The 18,372-nt window shown below is 66.9% G+C and carries 14 protein-coding genes and 1 tRNA gene; 2 read left to right on the top strand and 13 right to left on the bottom strand.

The genetic code is table 11. From position 1 onward, the window contains the following. Positions 1-2: 2 nt before the first annotated feature. The 12 genes from rpsL to ACZ69I_RS13945 form a co-directional block, all read right to left on the bottom strand. The gene (rpsL, locus tag ACZ69I_RS14000; RefSeq protein WP_003948652.1) at positions 3-374 is read right to left on the bottom strand and encodes a 30S ribosomal protein S12; all 372 of its coding nucleotides are present in this window, start codon (positions 372-374) and stop codon (positions 3-5) included. A 480-nt stretch (positions 375-854) separates the two neighbouring features. Then, on the bottom strand, positions 855-4,769 hold the full coding sequence (locus ACZ69I_RS13995; RefSeq protein WP_389714795.1) for a DNA-directed RNA polymerase subunit beta': 3,915 nt from the start codon (positions 4,767-4,769) through the stop codon (positions 855-857). Between the two features lie 96 nt (positions 4,770-4,865). After that, the gene (rpoB, locus tag ACZ69I_RS13990) at positions 4,866-8,351 is read right to left on the bottom strand and encodes a DNA-directed RNA polymerase subunit beta (RefSeq protein WP_467670450.1); all 3,486 of its coding nucleotides are present in this window, start codon (positions 8,349-8,351) and stop codon (positions 4,866-4,868) included. 575 nt (positions 8,352-8,926) lie between these two features. Further along, positions 8,927-9,307, bottom strand: a complete 381-nt coding sequence (gene rplL / locus ACZ69I_RS13985) for a 50S ribosomal protein L7/L12 (protein ID WP_389714798.1) — start codon at positions 9,305-9,307, stop codon at positions 8,927-8,929. 113 nt (positions 9,308-9,420) lie between these two features. Further along, positions 9,421-9,951 (bottom strand): 50S ribosomal protein L10, encoded by a 531-nt coding sequence (gene rplJ / locus ACZ69I_RS13980; RefSeq protein WP_447037989.1) that lies wholly within the window; start codon positions 9,949-9,951, stop codon positions 9,421-9,423. A 269-nt stretch (positions 9,952-10,220) separates the two neighbouring features. Then, on the bottom strand, positions 10,221-11,075 hold the full coding sequence (locus ACZ69I_RS13975; RefSeq protein ID WP_467670452.1) for an SCO4651 family lipoprotein: 855 nt from the start codon (positions 11,073-11,075) through the stop codon (positions 10,221-10,223). 123 nt (positions 11,076-11,198) lie between these two features. After that, positions 11,199-12,104: an SCO4651 family lipoprotein gene (locus ACZ69I_RS13970; RefSeq protein WP_470832283.1), complete on the bottom strand. Its 906-nt coding sequence runs from the start codon at positions 12,102-12,104 to the stop codon at positions 11,199-11,201. Positions 12,105-12,261: 157 nt separating this feature from the next. Beyond that, positions 12,262-12,984: a 50S ribosomal protein L1 gene (rplA, locus tag ACZ69I_RS13965; RefSeq protein WP_055564539.1), complete on the bottom strand. Its 723-nt coding sequence runs from the start codon at positions 12,982-12,984 to the stop codon at positions 12,262-12,264. A 109-nt stretch (positions 12,985-13,093) separates the two neighbouring features. Then, on the bottom strand, positions 13,094-13,528 hold the full coding sequence (rplK, locus tag ACZ69I_RS13960; protein ID WP_355803871.1) for a 50S ribosomal protein L11: 435 nt from the start codon (positions 13,526-13,528) through the stop codon (positions 13,094-13,096). 175 nt (positions 13,529-13,703) lie between these two features. Then, positions 13,704-14,606: a transcription termination/antitermination protein NusG gene (gene nusG / locus ACZ69I_RS13955; protein WP_467670456.1), complete on the bottom strand. Its 903-nt coding sequence runs from the start codon at positions 14,604-14,606 to the stop codon at positions 13,704-13,706. Positions 14,607-14,683: 77 nt separating this feature from the next. Continuing rightward, complete coding sequence (secE, locus tag ACZ69I_RS13950) at positions 14,684-14,971, bottom strand: preprotein translocase subunit SecE (protein ID WP_467670458.1); 288 nt, start codon at positions 14,969-14,971, stop codon at positions 14,684-14,686. Positions 14,972-15,078: 107 nt separating this feature from the next. Next, positions 15,079-15,151: transfer RNA gene (locus ACZ69I_RS13945), tRNA-Trp, on the bottom strand. Between the two features lie 181 nt (positions 15,152-15,332). Here ACZ69I_RS13945 and ACZ69I_RS13940 point away from each other — a divergent pair. Both ACZ69I_RS13940 and ACZ69I_RS13935 read left to right on the top strand, forming a co-directional pair. Further along, positions 15,333-16,559: a pyridoxal phosphate-dependent aminotransferase gene (locus tag ACZ69I_RS13940; protein WP_470832279.1), complete on the top strand. Its 1,227-nt coding sequence runs from the start codon at positions 15,333-15,335 to the stop codon at positions 16,557-16,559. Between the two features lie 143 nt (positions 16,560-16,702). Then, complete coding sequence (locus tag ACZ69I_RS13935; RefSeq protein ID WP_470832277.1) at positions 16,703-17,722, top strand: adenosine deaminase; 1,020 nt, start codon at positions 16,703-16,705, stop codon at positions 17,720-17,722. Here ACZ69I_RS13935 and ACZ69I_RS13930 read toward each other — a convergent pair. Next, complete coding sequence (locus ACZ69I_RS13930) at positions 17,715-18,311, bottom strand: TetR/AcrR family transcriptional regulator (protein WP_470832276.1); 597 nt, start codon at positions 18,309-18,311, stop codon at positions 17,715-17,717. The two genes, ACZ69I_RS13935 and ACZ69I_RS13930, sit on opposite strands and share 8 nt — an antisense overlap. Positions 18,312-18,372 lie beyond the last annotated feature (61 nt).

Raw genomic sequence — 18,372 nt, 5'->3', positions numbered from 1 at the left:
TCTTACTTCTCCTTCTTGGCGCCGTAGCGGCTGCGGGCCTGCTTGCGGTTCTTGACACCCTGGGTGTCGAGGGAACCGCGGATGATCTTGTAACGAACACCAGGCAGGTCCTTCACACGGCCACCACGCACGAGCACGATGGAGTGCTCCTGCAGGTTGTGTCCCTCACCCGGAATGTAGGCCGTGACCTCGATCCCGGAGGTCAGACGCACACGCGCGACCTTACGGAGGGCCGAGTTCGGCTTCTTCGGGGTGGTCGTGAACACACGCGTGCAGACGCCACGGCGCTGGGGCGAACCCTCGAGTGCGGGCGTCTTGTTCTTCTCGACCTTGTCCTGCCGGCCCTTACGGACCAGCTGCTGGATCGTAGGCACTACTTCTCCGGTTTCTGTGTGCCGAATAGGTAAAGCTAACCTGGAACGTCGCCGACCCACGCGGTCGGGTGTGTCGAATGCTGCATACCTCCGCCGCCAAGCGGAAAGTGGGCGCAGATCACGGTGGCCGTTCTCGGACTCCCGCTGCGGTTGAGGACACGCGCGCGAGCCCAGGCACACCCCAGGCACAAGGTCTGAGCGTACCTACCTCATCGAGTCTGGTCAAAACAAATGCGATGGGGGGCGACACGCCGGGCATCTGGACGGATCACGGACGCCCGCCCCACAGCCCGTGAGAGGCCGACGGAGGGGCAGCGGCTGGTCCGGGGTCCCGGGGATGCCCGTACGGCCGCGTACGGGCCGTGCCGTCCCCGTACGGCGTACCTCACCCGGCGCCGCACCGCGTCGCGAACAGGGAGAAACGCCGAAGGGCGGCCACCCCTCACAGGGTGACCGCCCATCAACTCAACTCAACGACGCCTACTGGTTGTACGGCCCGTAGTCGTAGTCCTCCAGCGGAACGGCCTGGCCGGAGCCCGTGCCGAACGGGGAGTAGTCGATGTCGTCGTAGCCGACGGCCGAGTACATCGCGGCCTTGGCCTCCTCGGTCGGCTCGACCCGGATGTTGCGGTAGCGGGAGAGACCCGTACCGGCCGGGATGAGCTTACCGATGATGACGTTCTCCTTGAGGCCGATGAGGCTGTCGGACTTGGCGTTGATCGCCGCATCCGTCAGGACTCGGGTCGTCTCCTGGAAGGAGGCGGCCGACAGCCAGGATTCCGTCGCCAGCGAGGCCTTGGTGATACCCATCAGCTGCGGACGGCCGGAGGCCGGGTGGCCGCCTTCCGTGACCACACGACGGTTCTCGGTCTCGAACTTCGAGCGCTCGACGAGCTCGCCCGGCAGCAGCTCCGCGTCGCCGGACTCGATGATCGTCACGCGGCGCAGCATCTGCCGGATGATGATCTCGATGTGCTTGTCGTGGATCGACACGCCCTGGCTGTTGTAGACCTTCTGGACTTCGCCGACCAGGTGGACCTGGACCGCGCGCTGACCGAGGATCCGCAGCACGTCGTGCGGGTTGGTGGCACCGAAGGTGAGCTTCTGGCCCACCTCGACGTGGTCACCCTCACGCACGAGGACCTTGGCGCGCTTCGAGATCGGGAAGGGAGTCTCGTCGCTGCCGTCGTCCGGCGTGACGACGATCTTCTTGGTCTTCTCGGTCTCCTCGATACGGACGCGGCCCGCCGCCTCCGAGATCGGGGCGACACCCTTGGGCGTACGAGCCTCGAAGAGCTCGACGACACGGGGCAGACCCTGGGTGATGTCGTCACCGGCCACACCACCGGTGTGGAAGGTACGCATCGTCAGCTGCGTGCCGGGCTCACCGATGGACTGGGCGGCGATGATGCCGACCGCCTCACCGATGTCGACCAGCTTGCCGGTGGCGAGCGAACGGCCGTAGCAGAAGGCACAGGTGCCGACCGCGGACTCACAGGTCAGGACCGAGCGGGTCTTGACCTCCTCCACGCCGTTGGCGACCAGGGCGTCGATGAGGACGTCACCGAGGTCGACGTTGGCCGGCGCGATGACCTTGCCGTCGATGACGACGTCCTCGGCCAGCATGCGGGCGTAGACCGAGGTCTCGACGTTCTCCGTCTTGCGGAGCACACCGTCCTCGCCCTTGACCGCGATCTTGAGCTTCAGACCGCGCTCGGTGCCGCAGTCCTCCTCGCGAATGATGACGTCCTGCGAGACGTCGACCAGACGACGGGTGAGGTAACCGGAGTCGGCGGTACGCAGAGCCGTGTCCGCCAGACCCTTACGGGCACCGTGGGTGGAGATGAAGTACTCGAGAACGGTCAGGCCCTCACGGAACGAGGCCTTGATCGGACGCGGGATGGTCTCGTTCTTCGCGTTCGACACCAGACCACGCATACCCGCGATCTGACGCATCTGCATCATGTTTCCTCGGGCACCCGAGTCAACCATCATGAAGATGGGGTTCGTCTTCGGGAAGTTCGCGTTCATCGCCTCGGCAACCTCGTTGGTCGCCTTGGTCCAGATCGCGATGAGCTCCTGCGTGCGCTCGTCCTTGGTGATCAGACCGCGCTCGTACTGCTTCTGGACCTTCTCGTCCTGGGCCTCGTAGCCCGCGACGATCTCCTTCTTGGCCGCGGGGACCACGACGTCGGAGATGGCCACGGTGACGCCGGAACGGGTCGCCCAGTAGAAGCCCGCCGCCTTCAGGTTGTCGAGCGTCGCCGCCACGATGACCTTGGGGTAGCGCTCGGCGAGGTCGTTGACGATCTCGGAGAGCTGCTTCTTGCCGACCGAGTAGTCGACGAAGGGGTAGTCCTCGGGCAGCAGCTCGTTGAAGAGCGCGCGGCCCAGGGACGTACGCAGCCGGAAGCTGTCGCCCTGCTGGTACGGCCGCTCCTCGACGCCCTCGTCGCCCGCCTCGGAGACCGGCGGGGTCCAGCCGCGCGGCGGGATGGTGCCCACCGGGAAGCGGATGTCGACGGTCGACTGGAGCGCGAGCTCGCCGGCGTCGAACGCCATGATCGCCTCGGCCGTGGAGCCGAACGCGCGGCCCTCGCCCTTGGTGTCACGGAGCTCACCGTCGGTGGTCAGGAAGAACAGACCGAGGACCATGTCCTGGGTCGGCATCGTGACCGGACGGCCGTCGGCGGGCTTCAGGATGTTGTTCGAGGACAGCATCAGGATGCGGGCCTCGGCCTGCGCCTCCGCGGAGAGCGGCAGGTGCACGGCCATCTGGTCACCGTCGAAGTCCGCGTTGAACGCGGTGCAGACGAGCGGGTGGATCTGGATGGCCTTGCCCTCGACCAGCTGCGGCTCGAAGGCCTGGATGCCGAGGCGGTGCAGCGTGGGCGCACGGTTCAGGAGAACCGGGTGCTCCGCGATGACCTCTTCGAGGACGTCGTAGACGACCGTGCGGCCGCGCTCGACCATCCGCTTGGCGCTCTTGATGTTCTGCGCGTGGTTCAGGTCGACCAGGCGCTTCATCACGAACGGCTTGAAGAGCTCCAGGGCCATGGCCTTCGGCAGACCGCACTGGTGCAGCTTCAGCTGCGGACCGACGACGATCACGGAACGCGCGGAGTAGTCCACACGCTTACCGAGAAGGTTCTGACGGAAACGACCCTGCTTGCCCTTGAGCATGTCGCTCAGGGACTTCAGCGGGCGGTTGCCGGGACCGGTGACCGGGCGACCACGACGACCGTTGTCGAAGAGGGCGTCCACGGCCTCCTGGAGCATGCGCTTCTCGTTGTTCACGATGATCTCGGGCGCACCGAGGTCGAGAAGGCGCTTCAGGCGGTTGTTGCGGTTGATCACGCGGCGGTACAGGTCGTTCAGGTCGGAGGTCGCGAAGCGGCCACCGTCCAGCTGCACCATCGGACGCAGGTCCGGCGGGATGACCGGCACGCAGTCCAGAACCATGCCCTTGGGGCTGTTGCTGGTCTGCAGGAACGCGGAGACGACCTTGAGGCGCTTGAGCGCACGGGTCTTCTTCTGGCCCTTGCCGGTACGGATGATCTCGCGGAGGCGCTCGGCCTCCTCGTCGAGGTCGAAGGACTCCAGGCGCTTCTGCAGCGCCGCGGCACCCATCGAACCGTCGAAGTACGTGCCGAAGCGGTCACGCAGCTCGCGGTAGAGCAGCTCGTCGCCCTCGAGGTCCTGGACCTTGAGGTTCTTGAAGCGGTTCCACACCTCGTCGAGACGGTCGATCTCGCGCTGCGCACGGTCGCGCAGCTGCTTCATCTCGCGCTCGGCACCTTCGCGCACCTTGCGGCGCACGTCGGCCTTGGCGCCCTCGGCCTCGAGCTCGGCCAGGTCGGTCTCGAGCTTCTTGGCGCGGGCCTCCAGGTCGGAGTCGCGACGGTTCTCGATCTGCTGGCGCTCCACGGAGACGTGCGCCTCCAGGGAGGGCAGGTCGCGGGTGCGGCGCTCCTCGTCCACGAACGTGATCATGTACGCCGCGAAGTAGATGACCTTCTCGAGGTCCTTCGGGGCGAGATCAAGCAGGTAGCCGAGGCGCGACGGAACGCCCTTGAAGTACCAGATGTGCGTGACAGGGGCGGCCAGCTCGATGTGGCCCATCCGCTCACGACGCACCTTGGCGCGAGTGACCTCGACGCCGCAGCGCTCGCAGATGATGCCCTTGAAGCGGACACGCTTGTACTTACCGCAGTAGCACTCCCAGTCCCGGGTCGGACCGAAGATCTTCTCGCAGAAGAGCCCGTCCTTTTCCGGCTTGAGCGTGCGGTAGTTGATGGTCTCCGGCTTCTTGACCTCGCCGTGGGACCACTGTCGGATGTCGTCCGCGGTGGCAAGGCCGATCCGCAGCTCGTCGAAGAAGTTGACGTCGAGCACTTTGTCGTCAATCCCTCTTTCGGGGTCGAGTCTCAATCATGGTCTGAACGGGTCCGGGGAGAGCCGGCCGGACACGAGGTCCGGCCGGCCAACCCGTCAGACCTCTTCGACGCTGCTCGGCTCGCGCCGGGACAGGTCGATACCGAGCTCCTCCGCCGCGCGGAAGACGTCCTCGTCGGTGTCACGCATCTCGATGGACATGCCGTCCGAGGACAGCACCTCCACGTTGAGGCAGAGCGACTGCATTTCCTTGATGAGCACCTTGAAGGACTCAGGGATGCCGGGCTCGGGGATGTTCTCGCCCTTGACGATGGCCTCGTAGACCTTCACGCGGCCGGTCACGTCGTCGGACTTGATCGTCAGCAGCTCCTGGAGGGCGTACGCGGCGCCGTATGCCTCCAGCGCCCACACCTCCATCTCACCGAAGCGCTGACCACCGAACTGAGCCTTACCGCCCAGCGGCTGCTGGGTGATCATCGAGTACGGGCCGGTCGAACGGGCGTGCAGCTTGTCGTCGACCAGGTGGTGCAGCTTCAGGATGTACATGTAGCCGACCGAGATCGGCTCCGGGAAGGGCTCACCCGAGCGGCCGTCGAACAGCGGCGCCTTACCGGTCGGGAGCACCATGCGCTCGCCGTCGCGGTTCGGGATCGTGTGCTCGAGCAGACCGGCCAGCTCGTCCTCGCGCGCACCGTCGAAGACGGGGGTCGCGACGTTCGTGCCGGGGTCGACCTGGTCGGCGCCGATGGCCTGCAGGCGCTGCGCCCACTCGTCCCCGAGGCCGGAGACGTCCCAGCCGCGGCTGGCGAGCCAGCCGAGGTGGATCTCCAGGACCTGTCCCGGGTTCATTCGGGACGGCACACCCAGCGGGTTCAGGATGATGTCGACCGGAGTTCCGTCCTCGAGGAACGGCATGTCCTCGATCGGAAGGATCTTCGAGATAACACCCTTGTTGCCGTGTCGGCCGGCCAGCTTGTCGCCGTCCGTGATCTTGCGCTTCTGCGCCACGTAGACACGAACCAGCTGGTTCACGCCCGGCGGCAGCTCGTCGCCCTCTTCACGGTCGAAGACGCGGACGCCGATGACCTTGCCGATCTCGCCGTGCGGCACCTTCAGCGAGGTGTCGCGCACCTCGCGCGCCTTCTCACCGAAGATCGCGCGGAGCAGGCGCTCCTCCGGCGTCAGCTCGGTCTCACCCTTGGGCGTGACCTTGCCGACGAGGATGTCGCCGGCGACGACCTCGGCACCGATACGGATGATGCCGCGCTCGTCGAGGTCGGCGAGGACCTCTTCGGAGACGTTCGGGATGTCCCGGGTGATCTCCTCCGGGCCCAGCTTGGTGTCACGGGCGTCGACCTCGTGCTCCTCGATGTGGATCGAGGAGAGGACGTCGTCCTGCACGAGGCGCTGCGACAGGATGATCGCGTCCTCGTAGTTGTGACCTTCCCAGGGCATGAACGCCACGAGCAGGTTCTTGCCGAGGGCCATCTCGCCCTCTTCGGTCGCGGGACCGTCGGCCAGGACCTGGCCCTCGATCACGCGGGCGCCCTCGTCGACGACAACCTTCTGGTTGACGGAGGTGCCCTGGTTCGACCGGGAGAACTTGGCGATGCGGTACGTGGTGTACGTGCCGTCGTCGTTGGTGACCGTGACGTAGTCCGCGGAGACCTCCTGGACCACACCCGCCTTCTCGGCCTTGATCACGTCACCGGCGTCGACCGCACAGCGGTACTCCATGCCGGTGCCGACGAGGGGAGCCTCGGCGGTGATCAGCGGCACGGCCTGACGCATCATGTTCGCGCCCATGAGGGCACGGTTGGCGTCGTCGTGCTCGAGGAAGGGGATCATCGCGGTCGCGACCGACACCATCTGGCGCGGCGAGACGTCCATGTAGTCGACGTCCGTGCCGGGCACGTAGTCGATCTCTCCGCCACGACGGCGGATCAGGACGCGGGCCTCGGCGAAGTGGAGGTCGTCCGTCAGCGGCGCGTTGGCCTGCGCGATGACGAAGCGGTCCTCCTCGTCGGCCGTCAGGTAGTCGACGTCGTCGGTGACCTGGCCCTCGACGACCTTGCGGTACGGCGTCTCGACGAAGCCGAACGCGTTGACGCGGCCGTACGAGGCGAGCGAACCGATCAGACCGATGTTCGGGCCTTCGGGCGTCTCGATCGGGCACATGCGGCCGTAGTGGGACGGGTGCACGTCACGGACCTCGAAGCCGGCCCGCTCACGGGAGAGACCACCCGGGCCAAGCGCCGACAGACGGCGCTTGTGGGTGAGACCCGACAGCGGGTTGTTCTGGTCCATGAACTGCGACAGCTGCGAGGTGCCGAAGAATTCCTTGATCGACGCCACGACCGGGCGGATGTTGATCAGGGTCTGCGGCGTGATCGCCTCGACGTCCTGGGTCGTCATGCGCTCGCGGACGACGCGCTCCATACGAGCCAGACCCGTGCGGACCTGGTTCTGGATGAGCTCGCCGACGTTGCGCAGACGACGGTTGCCGAAGTGGTCGATGTCGTCGGTCTCGACGACGATCGACGTGCCGCTGTCGCCGACGGTCTCGACCTCACCGGCGTGCAGCTTCACCAGGTACTTGATCGAGGCGATGATGTCCTCGACCGTGAGGATGCCCGCGTCGAGCGGAGCGTCCGCACCCAGCTTCTTGTTGACCTTGTAGCGGCCGACCTTCGCGAGGTCGTAGCGCTTGGGGTTGAAGTAGAGGTTCTCAAGCAGGGTCTGAGCGGCCTCACGGGTCGGCGGCTCGCCCGGACGGAGCTTGCGGTAGATGTCGAGCAGTGCGTCGTCCTGGCCCTGGGTGTGGTCCTTCTCCAGGGTGGCGCGCATGGACTCGTACTCGCCGAACTCCTCGAGGATCTGCTCGGTCGTCCAACCGAGAGCCTTGAGCAGAACGGTGACCGACTGCTTGCGCTTGCGGTCGATGCGGACACCGACCATGTCGCGCTTGTCGATCTCCATCTCCAGCCAGGCACCCCGGGACGGGATGATCTTGGCGGAGAAGATGTCCTTGTCGGACGTCTTGTCGATCGAGGAATCGAAGTAGACGCCCGGCGAACGGACCAGCTGCGACACGACGACACGCTCGGTGCCGTTGATGACGAAGGTGCCCTTGTTCGTCATGAGCGGGAAATCGCCCATGAAGACCGTCTGGGACTTGATCTCGCCGGTCTCGTTGTTGGTGAACTCGGCGGTGACGAAGAGCGGGGCGGCGAACGTGAAGTCGCGCTCCTTGCACTCGTCGATGGAATTCTTCGGGGGCTCGAAACGGTGGTCGCGGAACGTCAGGGACATCGACCCGGAGAAGTCCTCGATCGGGGAGATCTCCTCGAAGATCTCCTCCAGACCGGACTTGGTGGGGACGTCCTGTCCGCTGTCCAGAGCCGCCTCGACACGAGCCTTCCACGCGTCATTGCCGAGCAGCCAGTCAAAGCTCTCGGTCTGCAGCGCAAGAAGGTTCGGAACCTCGAGGGGCTCCTTGATCTTTGCAAAGGAGATGCGCAGCGGGGCGGTGCTGGCGCCGTTGTTCGTATTCGCGGTCGAGGCAGTGCGCGAGGCGGCCAAGAGGGGGTCCTTCCGAGGGCTCGGACTCACTACGCGCGTACCGGTCCCAGGCTGGACACAGAGACAGACATCCCAGGTCAGGGAAGATTCGATCCACAGTGCTCAAGCATGGGCATGCCCCTGGTGACGGGCAGGAGGCAGCTAACAGGCAGCGCAAAGGGTCAGTGTAGCCACTAGGCCCACTGATGTCCAGTGCGGGTTTTTGAAGACCCTCGTTGTTCTCAACCCCTGCTGCAAGCCACGCCCTCGATGCACATCGATACTGCCCTCTTCGCCGCCGATCCATGCCTCGGATCCGGATCGTTGTGACGACGCGTCCTGAGAATTGCGCGCTGCGTGCGGTTCGTCAAGGCCCCCCATGCCCCGACATCGCCCTGAGATCGTCACCGTCACGGGCCGTCCCGAGGCACAACGAAGATCACCATACTCGTCGGGACCGACATCGCAAGGCAGCCTTCGCGGGCGTGCCCGGAACGCCAAAAGGCGACCACCCACATGGGTGATCGCCCTTGGCGACCCGCGCGTTACAGCGTTTCCGCCATACGTGCGGTGAAAGAGTCAGACGACTCGCGAGGTCACTTGACCTCGACGGAGGCGCCGGCGCCCTTGAGGGACTCGGCAGCCTTCTCGGCGGCCTCCTTGGTGACCTTCTCGAGGACCGGCTTCGGGGTGCCGTCGACGAGGTCCTTGGCCTCCTTGAGACCCAGCGAGGTCAGCTCACGCACGACCTTGATGACCTGGATCTTCTTCTCGCCGGCGCCGGTGAGGATGACGTCGAACTCGTCCTGCTCCTCGGCAACCTCGGCGGCGGCGGCCGGGCCGGCCGGGGCGGCGGCGACCGCGGCGGCGGCGGTGACGTCGAACTTCTCCTCGAACGCCTTCACGAACTCGGAGAGCTCGATGAGGGTGAGCTCCTCGAACTGAGCGAGCAGGTCTTCCTGGCTGAGCTTCGCCATGATGGGCGATCCTTCCACTAATTCGGCTGGTGCCGGGTGTATATGAAGGCGGGCGTACGTTGGGCCCGCTGCGACCGTCGCCCTAGCGGGCGGCGATCAATGCGCGAGCCGAATTACTCGGCACCGCCCTGCTCGGCCTTCTTGGCGCGAAGCGCTTCCGCGGTGCGGACGAACTTCGACGGCAGAGCCTGGAAGAGCTGCGCAGTCTGCGTCTGCTTGCCCTTCATGGCACCGGCCAGCTTGGCGAGCAGAACCTCGCGGGACTCGAGGTCCGCGAGCTTCTTGAACTCGTCGGCGGACAGCGCCTTGCCATCAAGGACACCGCCCTTGATGACGAGGTCGGGGTTGTCCTTGGCGAAGTCACGAAGACCCTTCGCCGACTCCACCGGGTCACCGGTGACGAAGGCAACTGCCGTCGGACCCGTGAACAGGTCGTCCAGCGTGTTGATCCCGGCCTCGTTGGCCGCGATCTTGGTCAGCGTGTTCTTCACCACGGCGTACTCGGAGTTCTCACCGAGCGAACGGCGCAGCTGCTTGAGCTGGGCCACGGTGAGACCCCGGTACTCGGTCAGCACGGCGGCGTTCGAGCTGCGGAACTTGTCCGTGAGCTCGGCTACCGCGGCAGCCTTGTCGGGCGTCGGCATAGAGCGTCGGCCTCCTTCCGGGTGATGAGGACCGCTCAGAAGGGGCCGACAAAACGAAACGCCCCGGCGCAGGCGCACGGGGCGTGAGCTCGACCGAACCGAATTCGGTTCAGGAGCACATCCACAGTCACCTGCGCGGGTCGTCCGCCGTCTCAGCGGATCCTTCGGCCACTGCGCCCTCTTGCGAGAACACAGCAACGACCAGCGGTCTTTGGCTTCTGTGGAAGAGTACGCGAACGGGGCCGCGTCGGGCAAATCCGGATCGAGCCTCAGCCCTGGAGGCCCTTCATCTCCTTGGCGAGGTCCATGACCTGGCTCTTCGGCGGGGCCTCGACGTTCACCGGCTTGTTGTAGTCGAGGAAGGTGATCGTCATGTCGAGCGGGCCCTTGTCGCCCTTGCCGCGGGCGCGGAACTGCTTGGTGTGGTCCTCACCATCGACCCACAGGTCCATCGTGAGCTTCTCGATGCCCATGTCCTCGTACTGCTTGATGCTCTTCTCGCGGCGCTTCTTGGTGGCCGCGTCCTCGTCCTTGCCGAGCTCGCGCATCCGGTCCAGCGTGACCGTGCCCGTGTAACGGGTGGTCTTGACGCCGCCGACGGACTCGTCGCCGACCTTCCTGAGGTCCTTGGAGCCGGTCAGCAGCGTGGACTGGTCGGCCGGGTTGTTCTCCGCCTGCGAGGAGACCGAGCCGCCGGCGGCCTTGCCGCCACCCTTGCCCATGGCCGAGGCGTCGAACTTGATCCAGCTCTTGCCGTCCATCTCCTTGGCGGCCTCCTTGCCGCCGCCGAGGTAGACGGCGCCGCCGACGTAGCGCAGCTCCATGTTCTCCGGGCCCTGGTCGGGCGCGGACATCTTCATGCGCATGGCGAGCGGCTTGGTGCTCATCGCCGCGTCGGCCCGGACCCGGCCGTCCTCGGGGACGGAGCCCTTCATCCGGAAGGTGAACGAGGTGAGGTCCTCGGTCTTGTCCGCGGCCTTCTTCACGGCGGCCGCGGGCGAGATGTCCTCCCCCGCCTCGTCGGCCTTCTCCGAGCCGCAGCCCACCGCCCCACCGGCGAGCAGCGCGGCCGCCAGCACGGCGCCCGCGGCTCTCTTGCGTCCGGTACGTACGGAAATACTCATGACCCCACCCCTAGGAACATTTGATCCACTTATTGCGGTGGGCTGAGATTACCCGAAGGTACGTCGCGCTTCCTCCGGGTTCTGTGCCGGTGGGGGTCCCGCGGTGGCTGCTCGCGGCCGTGCCTACCCGGCCGACTGCTTGTTCAGCAGGTCCTTGAAGCTCATGGTGTCCGAGGCCGGGGGCTTCTCCACGGAGAGCGGGGTGCCGTAGTCGCTGTAGTAGGCCGTCTGCCGGAAGGGGCCGTTCTTGGTCTCGGCCTTCTCGATCTTCTTGACCAGCAGGTTGTCGCCGTCGACCCAGATGTCGATCGTCTCGGTGTCCATGCCGACCTGGTCGAACTGCTTCTTCAGCTCGGCCATCCGGTCCTTGTCCAGGTCCGCGCTCTTGGCGGTGAAGTCCGCGACGTCGACCTTGCCCGAGTAGTGCGTCGCCTTGGTCCCGCGGACGTTCTCCTCGCCGACGCGCTTCACGTCACCGGAGGCGAGCAGCATCTTCACCGACTGGTTGGGCGTGGTGTTCTGCATCTGGTCCTGGAAGGCCTCACCGGCGGCGCCGCTCAGCTCGGCCAGGGTGTCGTAGTCGTACTCCAGCCAGTGCTTGCCCCCGCCCGCCTGCTGCGCGAACTTGTCGCCCATGTTCGCGTAGAAGCCGTTCTTCAGGTAGCGGTAGTCCAGCTTCGGCTGGCCGAGCTGGCGCATCTGCTGGGCCTGCGTACCGCCGGTGAACGTCACCGTCACGTTCCCGGTGATGCCGTCCGACCAGCCCATGACGCCCTTCATGTCCATGGCCGTGACCGTGCCCATGGTCGTCGAGCCGTCGATCCGGGCCGTGTCCGCCTTGTCGGTGGACTTCTCGACGGTGCGCAGCGCGGCTATCGGGCTGAGGTTGATGCCGCCCTTCTCGCCCTCTCCCCCGCCCGCCTTGTCGGAGGAGCCGCCCGAGTCGCCCGAGCCGCAGGCCGCGAGGCCCGTCAGCGCCGCGGCCACCGCGACCGAGAGTCCGGCACGGCGCATCGTCCTGCTGTTCATGTATCCCCACCCCTTGGCCTTCGTGGAGCCTGCACGCTAGCGCAGACCTATGACACACCTGTCCGACAGGTCCGTACACAAACAGGACGGGCCCCGCACCTCGAAAGGTTGCGGGGCCCGTCCACAGAACGCGTGCGCGACGCGGCTGCCGTCAGATTCAGACGGCGGCCGGGTCCTCCTCGGTGAGGAGGTTGCGGGTGCGGTTCGAGTCCAGCGGAATGCCGGGGCCCATCGTGGTGGTGATGGCGGCCTTCTTGATGTAGCGACCCTTGGCGGCCGACGGCTTCAGACGGAGGATCTCCTCCAGGGCCGCGGCGTAGTTCTCCACCAGCTTGGTGTCGTCGAAGGACACCTTGCCGATGATGAAGTGCAGGTTCGAGTGCTTGTCGACGCGGAACTCGATCTTGCCGCCCTTGATGTCGTTGACAGCCTTCACGACGTCGGGGGTCACGGTGCCGGTCTTCGGGTTCGGCATCAGACCACGCGGACCGAGCACGCGGCCGAGGCGGCCGACCTTGCCCATGAGGTCCGGGGTGGCGACGACGGCGTCGAAGTCCAGGCGGCCCTTGGCGACCTCGTCGATGAGCTCGTCGGCGCCGACGATGTCGGCCCCAGCGGCTTCCGCGGCCGCAGCACGGTCACCGGTCGCGAAGACCAGGACCCGGGCGGTCTTGCCGGTGCCGTGCGGGAGGTTCACGGTGCCGCGGACCATCTGGTCGGCCTTGCGCGGGTCGACACCCAGACGCATGGCGACCTCGACGGTGCCGTCGAACTTGGTCGAGGAGGTCTCCTTGGCGAGACGGACGGCCTCGAGCGGGGCGTACAGCTTCTCCCGGTCGATCTTGGCGTCCGCAGCGCGGAGAGTCTTGCTGCGCTTCACTTCTGCTCCTGTGCGGTTACGTCGTGCGGCTCCGCCGCACGACAGGTGTGGAGTCGTGGTACGGACCAGCGCTTGGCCCTACCACTGAGAAAGGTCAGACGGGGGAGGCTCAGCCCTCGACCGTGATGCCCATGGAACGGGCGGTGCCGGCGATGATCTTCGACGCGGCGTCCAGGTCGTTGGCGTTGAGGTCTTCCATCTTGGTCGTGGCGATCTCGCGGACCTGCGCCTCGGTGATCTTGGCGACCTTGGTCTTGTGCGGCTCGCCAGAGCCCTTCTCGACACCAGCGGCCTTGAGGATCATCTTGGCGGCCGGCGGCGTCTTGGTGATGAAGGTGAAGGAGCGGTCTTCGTAGACCGTGATCTCCACCGGGATCACCCAGCCACGCTGCGACTCGGTCGCGGCGTTGTAGGCCTTGCAGAACTCCATGATGTTGACGCCGTGCTGGCCCAGCGCGGGGCCGACCGGCGGGGCCGGGTTGGCTGCGCCGGCCTGGATCTGGAGCTTGATGAGCCCCGTGACCTTCTTCTTCTTGGGAGGCATTGCTCTCTCCGGGTCCTAGTGAGAGTTTCCAGCCACCATCCAGTCATCCGGATGGAGGCATACCGCACAACGATAACGGGTATGGTCGTGCGGCTAAAAACCGAGCAGGTCAGACCGGCTTCGGCAGCCTGTCTGACCTGTTCGGAAGCGTGTGTTCCAGAGGGTGCCGCGGAGGCTAGTTCTTCTGGATCTGGTCGAAGCTGAGCTCGACCGGGGTTTCGCGGCCGAAGATCTCGACGAGACCCTTGACCTTCTTCGAGTCGGCGTTGATCTCGTTGATCGTCGCCTGCAGCGTCGCGAACGGGCCGTCGGTGACCGTGACCGAGTCGCCCACCTCGAAGTCCAGGACCTGGACCTCGACCTTGCGGGCCGGAGCCGGCTTGCCCTCGGCCTCCGCGGCCTCGCGGGCGGCCTTCTCCTCGGCCTCGGGGGCGAGCATCTTGACGATCTCGTCCAGGGTCAGCGGGTACGGGTCGTAGGCGTTGCCCACGAAGCCGGTGACGCCGGGGGTGTTGCGGACGACGCCCCAGGACTCGTTCGTCAGGTCCATGCGCACCAGCACGTAGCCGGGGAGCTTGTTCTGACGGATCGTCTTGCGCTCGCCGTTCTTGATCTGGGCGACCTCTTCCTGCGGCACCTCGGCCTGGAAGATGAAGTCCTCGACGTTCAGCGAGACGGCGCGCTGCTCGAGGTTGGTCTTCACGCGGTTCTCGTAACCGGCGTACGTGTGGATGACGTACCACTCGCCGGGGAGGGTGCGGAGCTCTTCGCGCAGGGCGACGATCGGGTCGACCGGCTCGGACTCCTCGTCCTCGGTCTCCTCCGTGGCGTCCTCCGCGTCAGCGGCGGACTCCTCGTCGGCGACCTCGGCGACAGCGGCCTCGTCCTCGGCGGACTCGGCGACGGCCTCGGCATCGCCTTCCAGGTGGATGGCGGCCTCTTCGGCGGGCTCGCCCGCGACAGCGTCGGCAGCCTCGGCCTGATCCGGCGCCTCGGCGTCCGCCGCCTCGACGATGTCGAGCTCGTCCTCAACGGACTCGACCGACTCGATGGCGTCGTTCAGGTTCGGGTCAGACACGGTGGCTGCTTCTTCCTGGATACATGGGGTGGAACACGCGAATAGGGGCGCCGGGTACGGCGCCCTTCGCTCTCGGCTCAGCCGAAGATGTACTTGACAGCGTGGCTGAAGCCATAGTCAATCACGGTCACGAGACCGATCATGATGATGACGAAGACGATCACCACGGTGGTGTAGGTCGTGAGCTGACTGCGAGTCGGCCAGACGACCTTGCGGAGTTCCGCGACAATCTGGCGGTAGAAGAGCGCGAGACGGCCGAAGGGGCCCTTCTTGCCGCGCTTGCCGCCCTTGCGGGCCTTCTTCTTGGACTCCGGCGCCTCGTCCTGGGCATCAGGCATGTCGATGGAGCCCACGGCGTCCGTCACTCGTCCTCACCTGATTCCGGGTCGTGGCCGTGCCGCGCCCGGTTGAGCCGCACGGCGGTGCAATGCAGTACGTACATGCGCACACATCCTGGCGAAGGAGTGTGTAGCAGGGCCGGAGGGACTTGAACCCCCAACCGCTGGTTTTGGAGACCAGTGCTCTACCAATTGAGCTACGACCCTTTGATTTCCCCCAACCTACCGCATCCGCCCATGTGCACGGAGTGCGTCGAGAGGGTGCGGCCGGTGAGGGCCAACGAGCAGTGAGTGTACGTGCTCCGCGGCCCCCCGTCGAACAGAAAGGGATCCGATGCTCCGGGAAACCCGCGCACCGGGGCTCTCCGGGGTCTGGAACGATGGGGTCATGAGCGCTGCAACTTCTCCGACCGAGCGCCGGGTGTCCGCGCGCATCGGCGCGATCTCCGAGTCCGCGACCCTCGCCGTCGACGCCAAGGCCAAGGCCCTGAAGGCCGCAGGCCGACCGGTGATCGGCTTCGGCGCGGGCGAGCCCGACTTCCCGACTCCGGACTACATCGTCGAAGCGGCCATCGAGGCCTGCAAGAACCCGAAGTTCCACCGCTACACGCCCGCCGGGGGCCTGCCCGAGCTCAAGGCCGCGATCGCCGCGAAGACCCTGCGCGACTCGGGGTACGAGGTCGACGCGTCCCAGATCCTGGTGACCAACGGCGGCAAGCAGGCCATCTACGAAGCGTTCGCCGCGATCCTCGACCCGGGCGACGAGGTCATCGTCCCGGCCCCCTACTGGACGACGTACCCCGAGTCGATCCGGCTGGCCGGCGGTGTCCCGGTCGAGGTCGTCGCCGACGAGACCACCGGATACCGCGTCTCCGTCGAGCAGCTCGAGGCCGCGCGCACGGAGCGCACGAAGGTCGTCCTCTTCGTGTCGCCGTCGAACCCGACGGGTGCCGTCTACAGCGAAGCCGACGCCGAGGCGATCGGCCGCTGGGCCGTCGACAACGGCCTGTGGGTCATGACCGACGAGATCTACGAACACCTCGTCTACGGAGACGCGAAGTTCACCTCGCTCCCCGCGATCCTGCCCGAGCTGCGCGACAAGTGCATCGTGGTCAACGGCGTCGCCAAGACGTACGCGATGACCGGCTGGCGGGTGGGCTGGATCATCGGCCCGAAGGACGTCGTGAAGGCGGCGACGAACCTGCAGTCGCACGCCACGTCCAACGTGTCCAACGTGGCGCAGGCCGCCGCGCTCGCCGCCGTCTCCGGTGACCTGGTCGCCGTCGAGCGGATGCGGGCGGCCTTCGACCGGCGCCGCAGGACCATCGTGCGGATGCTCAACGACATCGAGGGCGTCATCTGCCCCGAGCCCGAGGGCGCCTTCTACGTGTACCCCTCGGTGAAGGGGGTCATCGGCAAGGAGATCCGCGGCAAGCGCCCGCAGGACTCCGTCGAGCTGGCCGCGCTGATCCTGGAGGAGGCCGAGGTCGCCGTCGTTCCGGGTGAGGCCTTCGGGACGCCGGGTTACCTGCGCCTTTCGTACGCGCTCGGCGACGAGGACCTCGTCGAGGGCGTCTCGCGCGTCCAGAAGCTGCTCGCCGAGGCCCGCGCCTGAGCCTGCCGGCAGAGAACAGCGCTCCACGCGTGCGTGCGGGCCGTCTCCCCTCGTGGGGAGGCGGCCCGTTTCTTCGTTCGGAGGATTCCACGAAGGGGGAAAGCCGCTACCCGGGCACCAGGTGCGTACGGCAAGATCCTGGAATGGAGCACGCACGAAACGTAAGAGAGCTGCCGAAGGCCCACCTGCACCTGCACTTCACCGGGTCGATGCGGCCCGCCACTCTGCTCGAACTCGCCGACAAGTACGGGGTGCGGCTCCCGGAGGCGCTGACCGGTGCCGAGCCGCCGAAGCTGCGCGCCACGGACGAGCGCGGCTGGTTCCGCTTCCAGCGGCTCTACGACGCCGCGCGCTCCTGCCTGCGTGAGCCCGAGGACATCCAGCGCCTGGTGCGCGAGGCCGCGGAGGAGGATCTGCGGGACGGGTCGGGGTGGCTGGAGATCCAGGTCGACCCCACCTCGTACGCGCCGCGCCTCGGCGGTCTGATCCCGGCCCTCGAAGTCATCCTGGACGCCGTCGAGAGCGCCTCGCGCGCGACCGGCCTCGGTATGCGCGTCCTGGTCGCGGCGAACCGCATGAAGCACCCGCTGGACGCCCGCACGCTGGCGCGGCTCGCGGTGCGGTACGCGGACCGGGGCATCGTCGGCTTCGGGCTCTCCAACGACGAGCGGCGCGGCATGGCCCGGGACTTCGACCGCGCCTTCGCCATCGCGCGCGACGGCGGTCTCCTGGCGGCGCCGCACGGGGGCGAGCTGACCGGGCCCGCGTCGGTGCGGGACTGCCTGGACGACCTGGCGGCGGCGCGCATCGGGCACGGGGTGCGGGCCGCCGAGGACCCGCGGCTCCTGAAGCGGCTCGCGGACCGGGGCGTGACGTGCGAGGTGTGTCCGGCGTCCAACGTGGCCCTCGGCGTCTACGAGAAGCCCGCGGACGTACCCCTGCGCACCCTGTTCGAGGCCGGGGTGCCGATAGCTCTCGGCGCCGACGACCCGCTGCTCTTCGGATCGCGGCTCGCCGCCCAGTACGAGATCGCGCGCAGGCACCACGCCTTCACCGACGCCGAACTGGCCGAGCTGGCGCGGCAGTCGATCCGCGGTTCGGCCGCGCCCCTGGACGTCCAGGACAAGCTGCTGGCCGGCGTGGACGAGTGGCTGGTCAGCTGATGCCCTTCAGGAGGGTGCGGGCGAGGGCCGCCGCGAACTCGTCGACGGACTGCGGGGGCTGCTTGCCGACCGTGGCGTCGTAGGCGAAGGCACGCTGCGCGCAGGCGCCCATGAGGAGCGAGGCCGCCGCGAAGGTGTCGGCGTCGGGTGCGATGCGGCCGGCGTCGCGTTCGGCGCGCAGATAGGCGTCCAGGGCCTCGATGGGCATGTGGGGGCCCGCCCCCATCGCGCGCAGAGAGTCCTCGTGGCGGCGCTTCAGCTTGGTCTCGGCGTACAGGGAGGCCGCGATCGGGAAGCTCTGCGCGTAGAAGCCGCTGGCCGAGCGGGCGATCTCGGTGAGGTTCTCGGCCACGCTGCGCTCCCCCGGCTTCTCCAGGAGCTCGTCGAGGAGGGGGGTCAGCCGGGGCAGCCTCTCCTGGAGGACGCCCACGAACAGCTCCTCCTTGCTGGCGAAGTGCTTGTAGAGCGCCGCTTCGGAGCAGAGTGCCGCCTTGGCGATCTCCTTGGTGGTGGTCCTGGCCAGACCGCGGGTGACCATGAGCTCGTGGGCCGCGTCGAGGATGCGGGCCCGGGTGGGCTTCTGCTGCATGCCGTTCCAACCTGATTTGACGAGGGGGTGAGTGTCTCCTCACCCTAGAGGTGAGTGAATA

It is taken from the genome of Streptomyces sp. NPDC036815, from assembly GCF_055609205.1.
Note: the sequence above shows the minus strand (reverse complement) of the source record. Positions and strands in the feature narration are given on the sequence as shown.

Excerpts from the sequence above, each read along its gene's own strand:
- ACZ69I_RS13940 (WP_470832279.1), top strand. The coding sequence starts at position 15,333 with ATGAGCGCTGCAACTTCTCCGACCGAGCGCCGGGTGTCCGCGCGCATC.
- ACZ69I_RS13930 (WP_470832276.1), bottom strand. The coding sequence starts at position 18,311 with ATGCAGCAGAAGCCCACCCGGGCCCGCATCCTCGACGCGGCCCACGAG.
- rplL (WP_389714798.1), bottom strand. The coding sequence starts at position 9,307 with ATGGCGAAGCTCAGCCAGGAAGACCTGCTCGCTCAGTTCGAGGAGCTC.
- rplJ (WP_447037989.1), bottom strand. The coding sequence starts at position 9,951 with ATGCCGACGCCCGACAAGGCTGCCGCGGTAGCCGAGCTCACGGACAAG.
- ACZ69I_RS13975 (WP_467670452.1), bottom strand. The coding sequence starts at position 11,075 with ATGAGTATTTCCGTACGTACCGGACGCAAGAGAGCCGCGGGCGCCGTG.
- rplK (WP_355803871.1), bottom strand. The coding sequence starts at position 13,528 with ATGCCTCCCAAGAAGAAGAAGGTCACGGGGCTCATCAAGCTCCAGATC.
- ACZ69I_RS13935 (WP_470832277.1), top strand. The coding sequence starts at position 16,703 with ATGGAGCACGCACGAAACGTAAGAGAGCTGCCGAAGGCCCACCTGCAC.
- ACZ69I_RS13970 (WP_470832283.1), bottom strand. The coding sequence starts at position 12,104 with ATGAACAGCAGGACGATGCGCCGTGCCGGACTCTCGGTCGCGGTGGCC.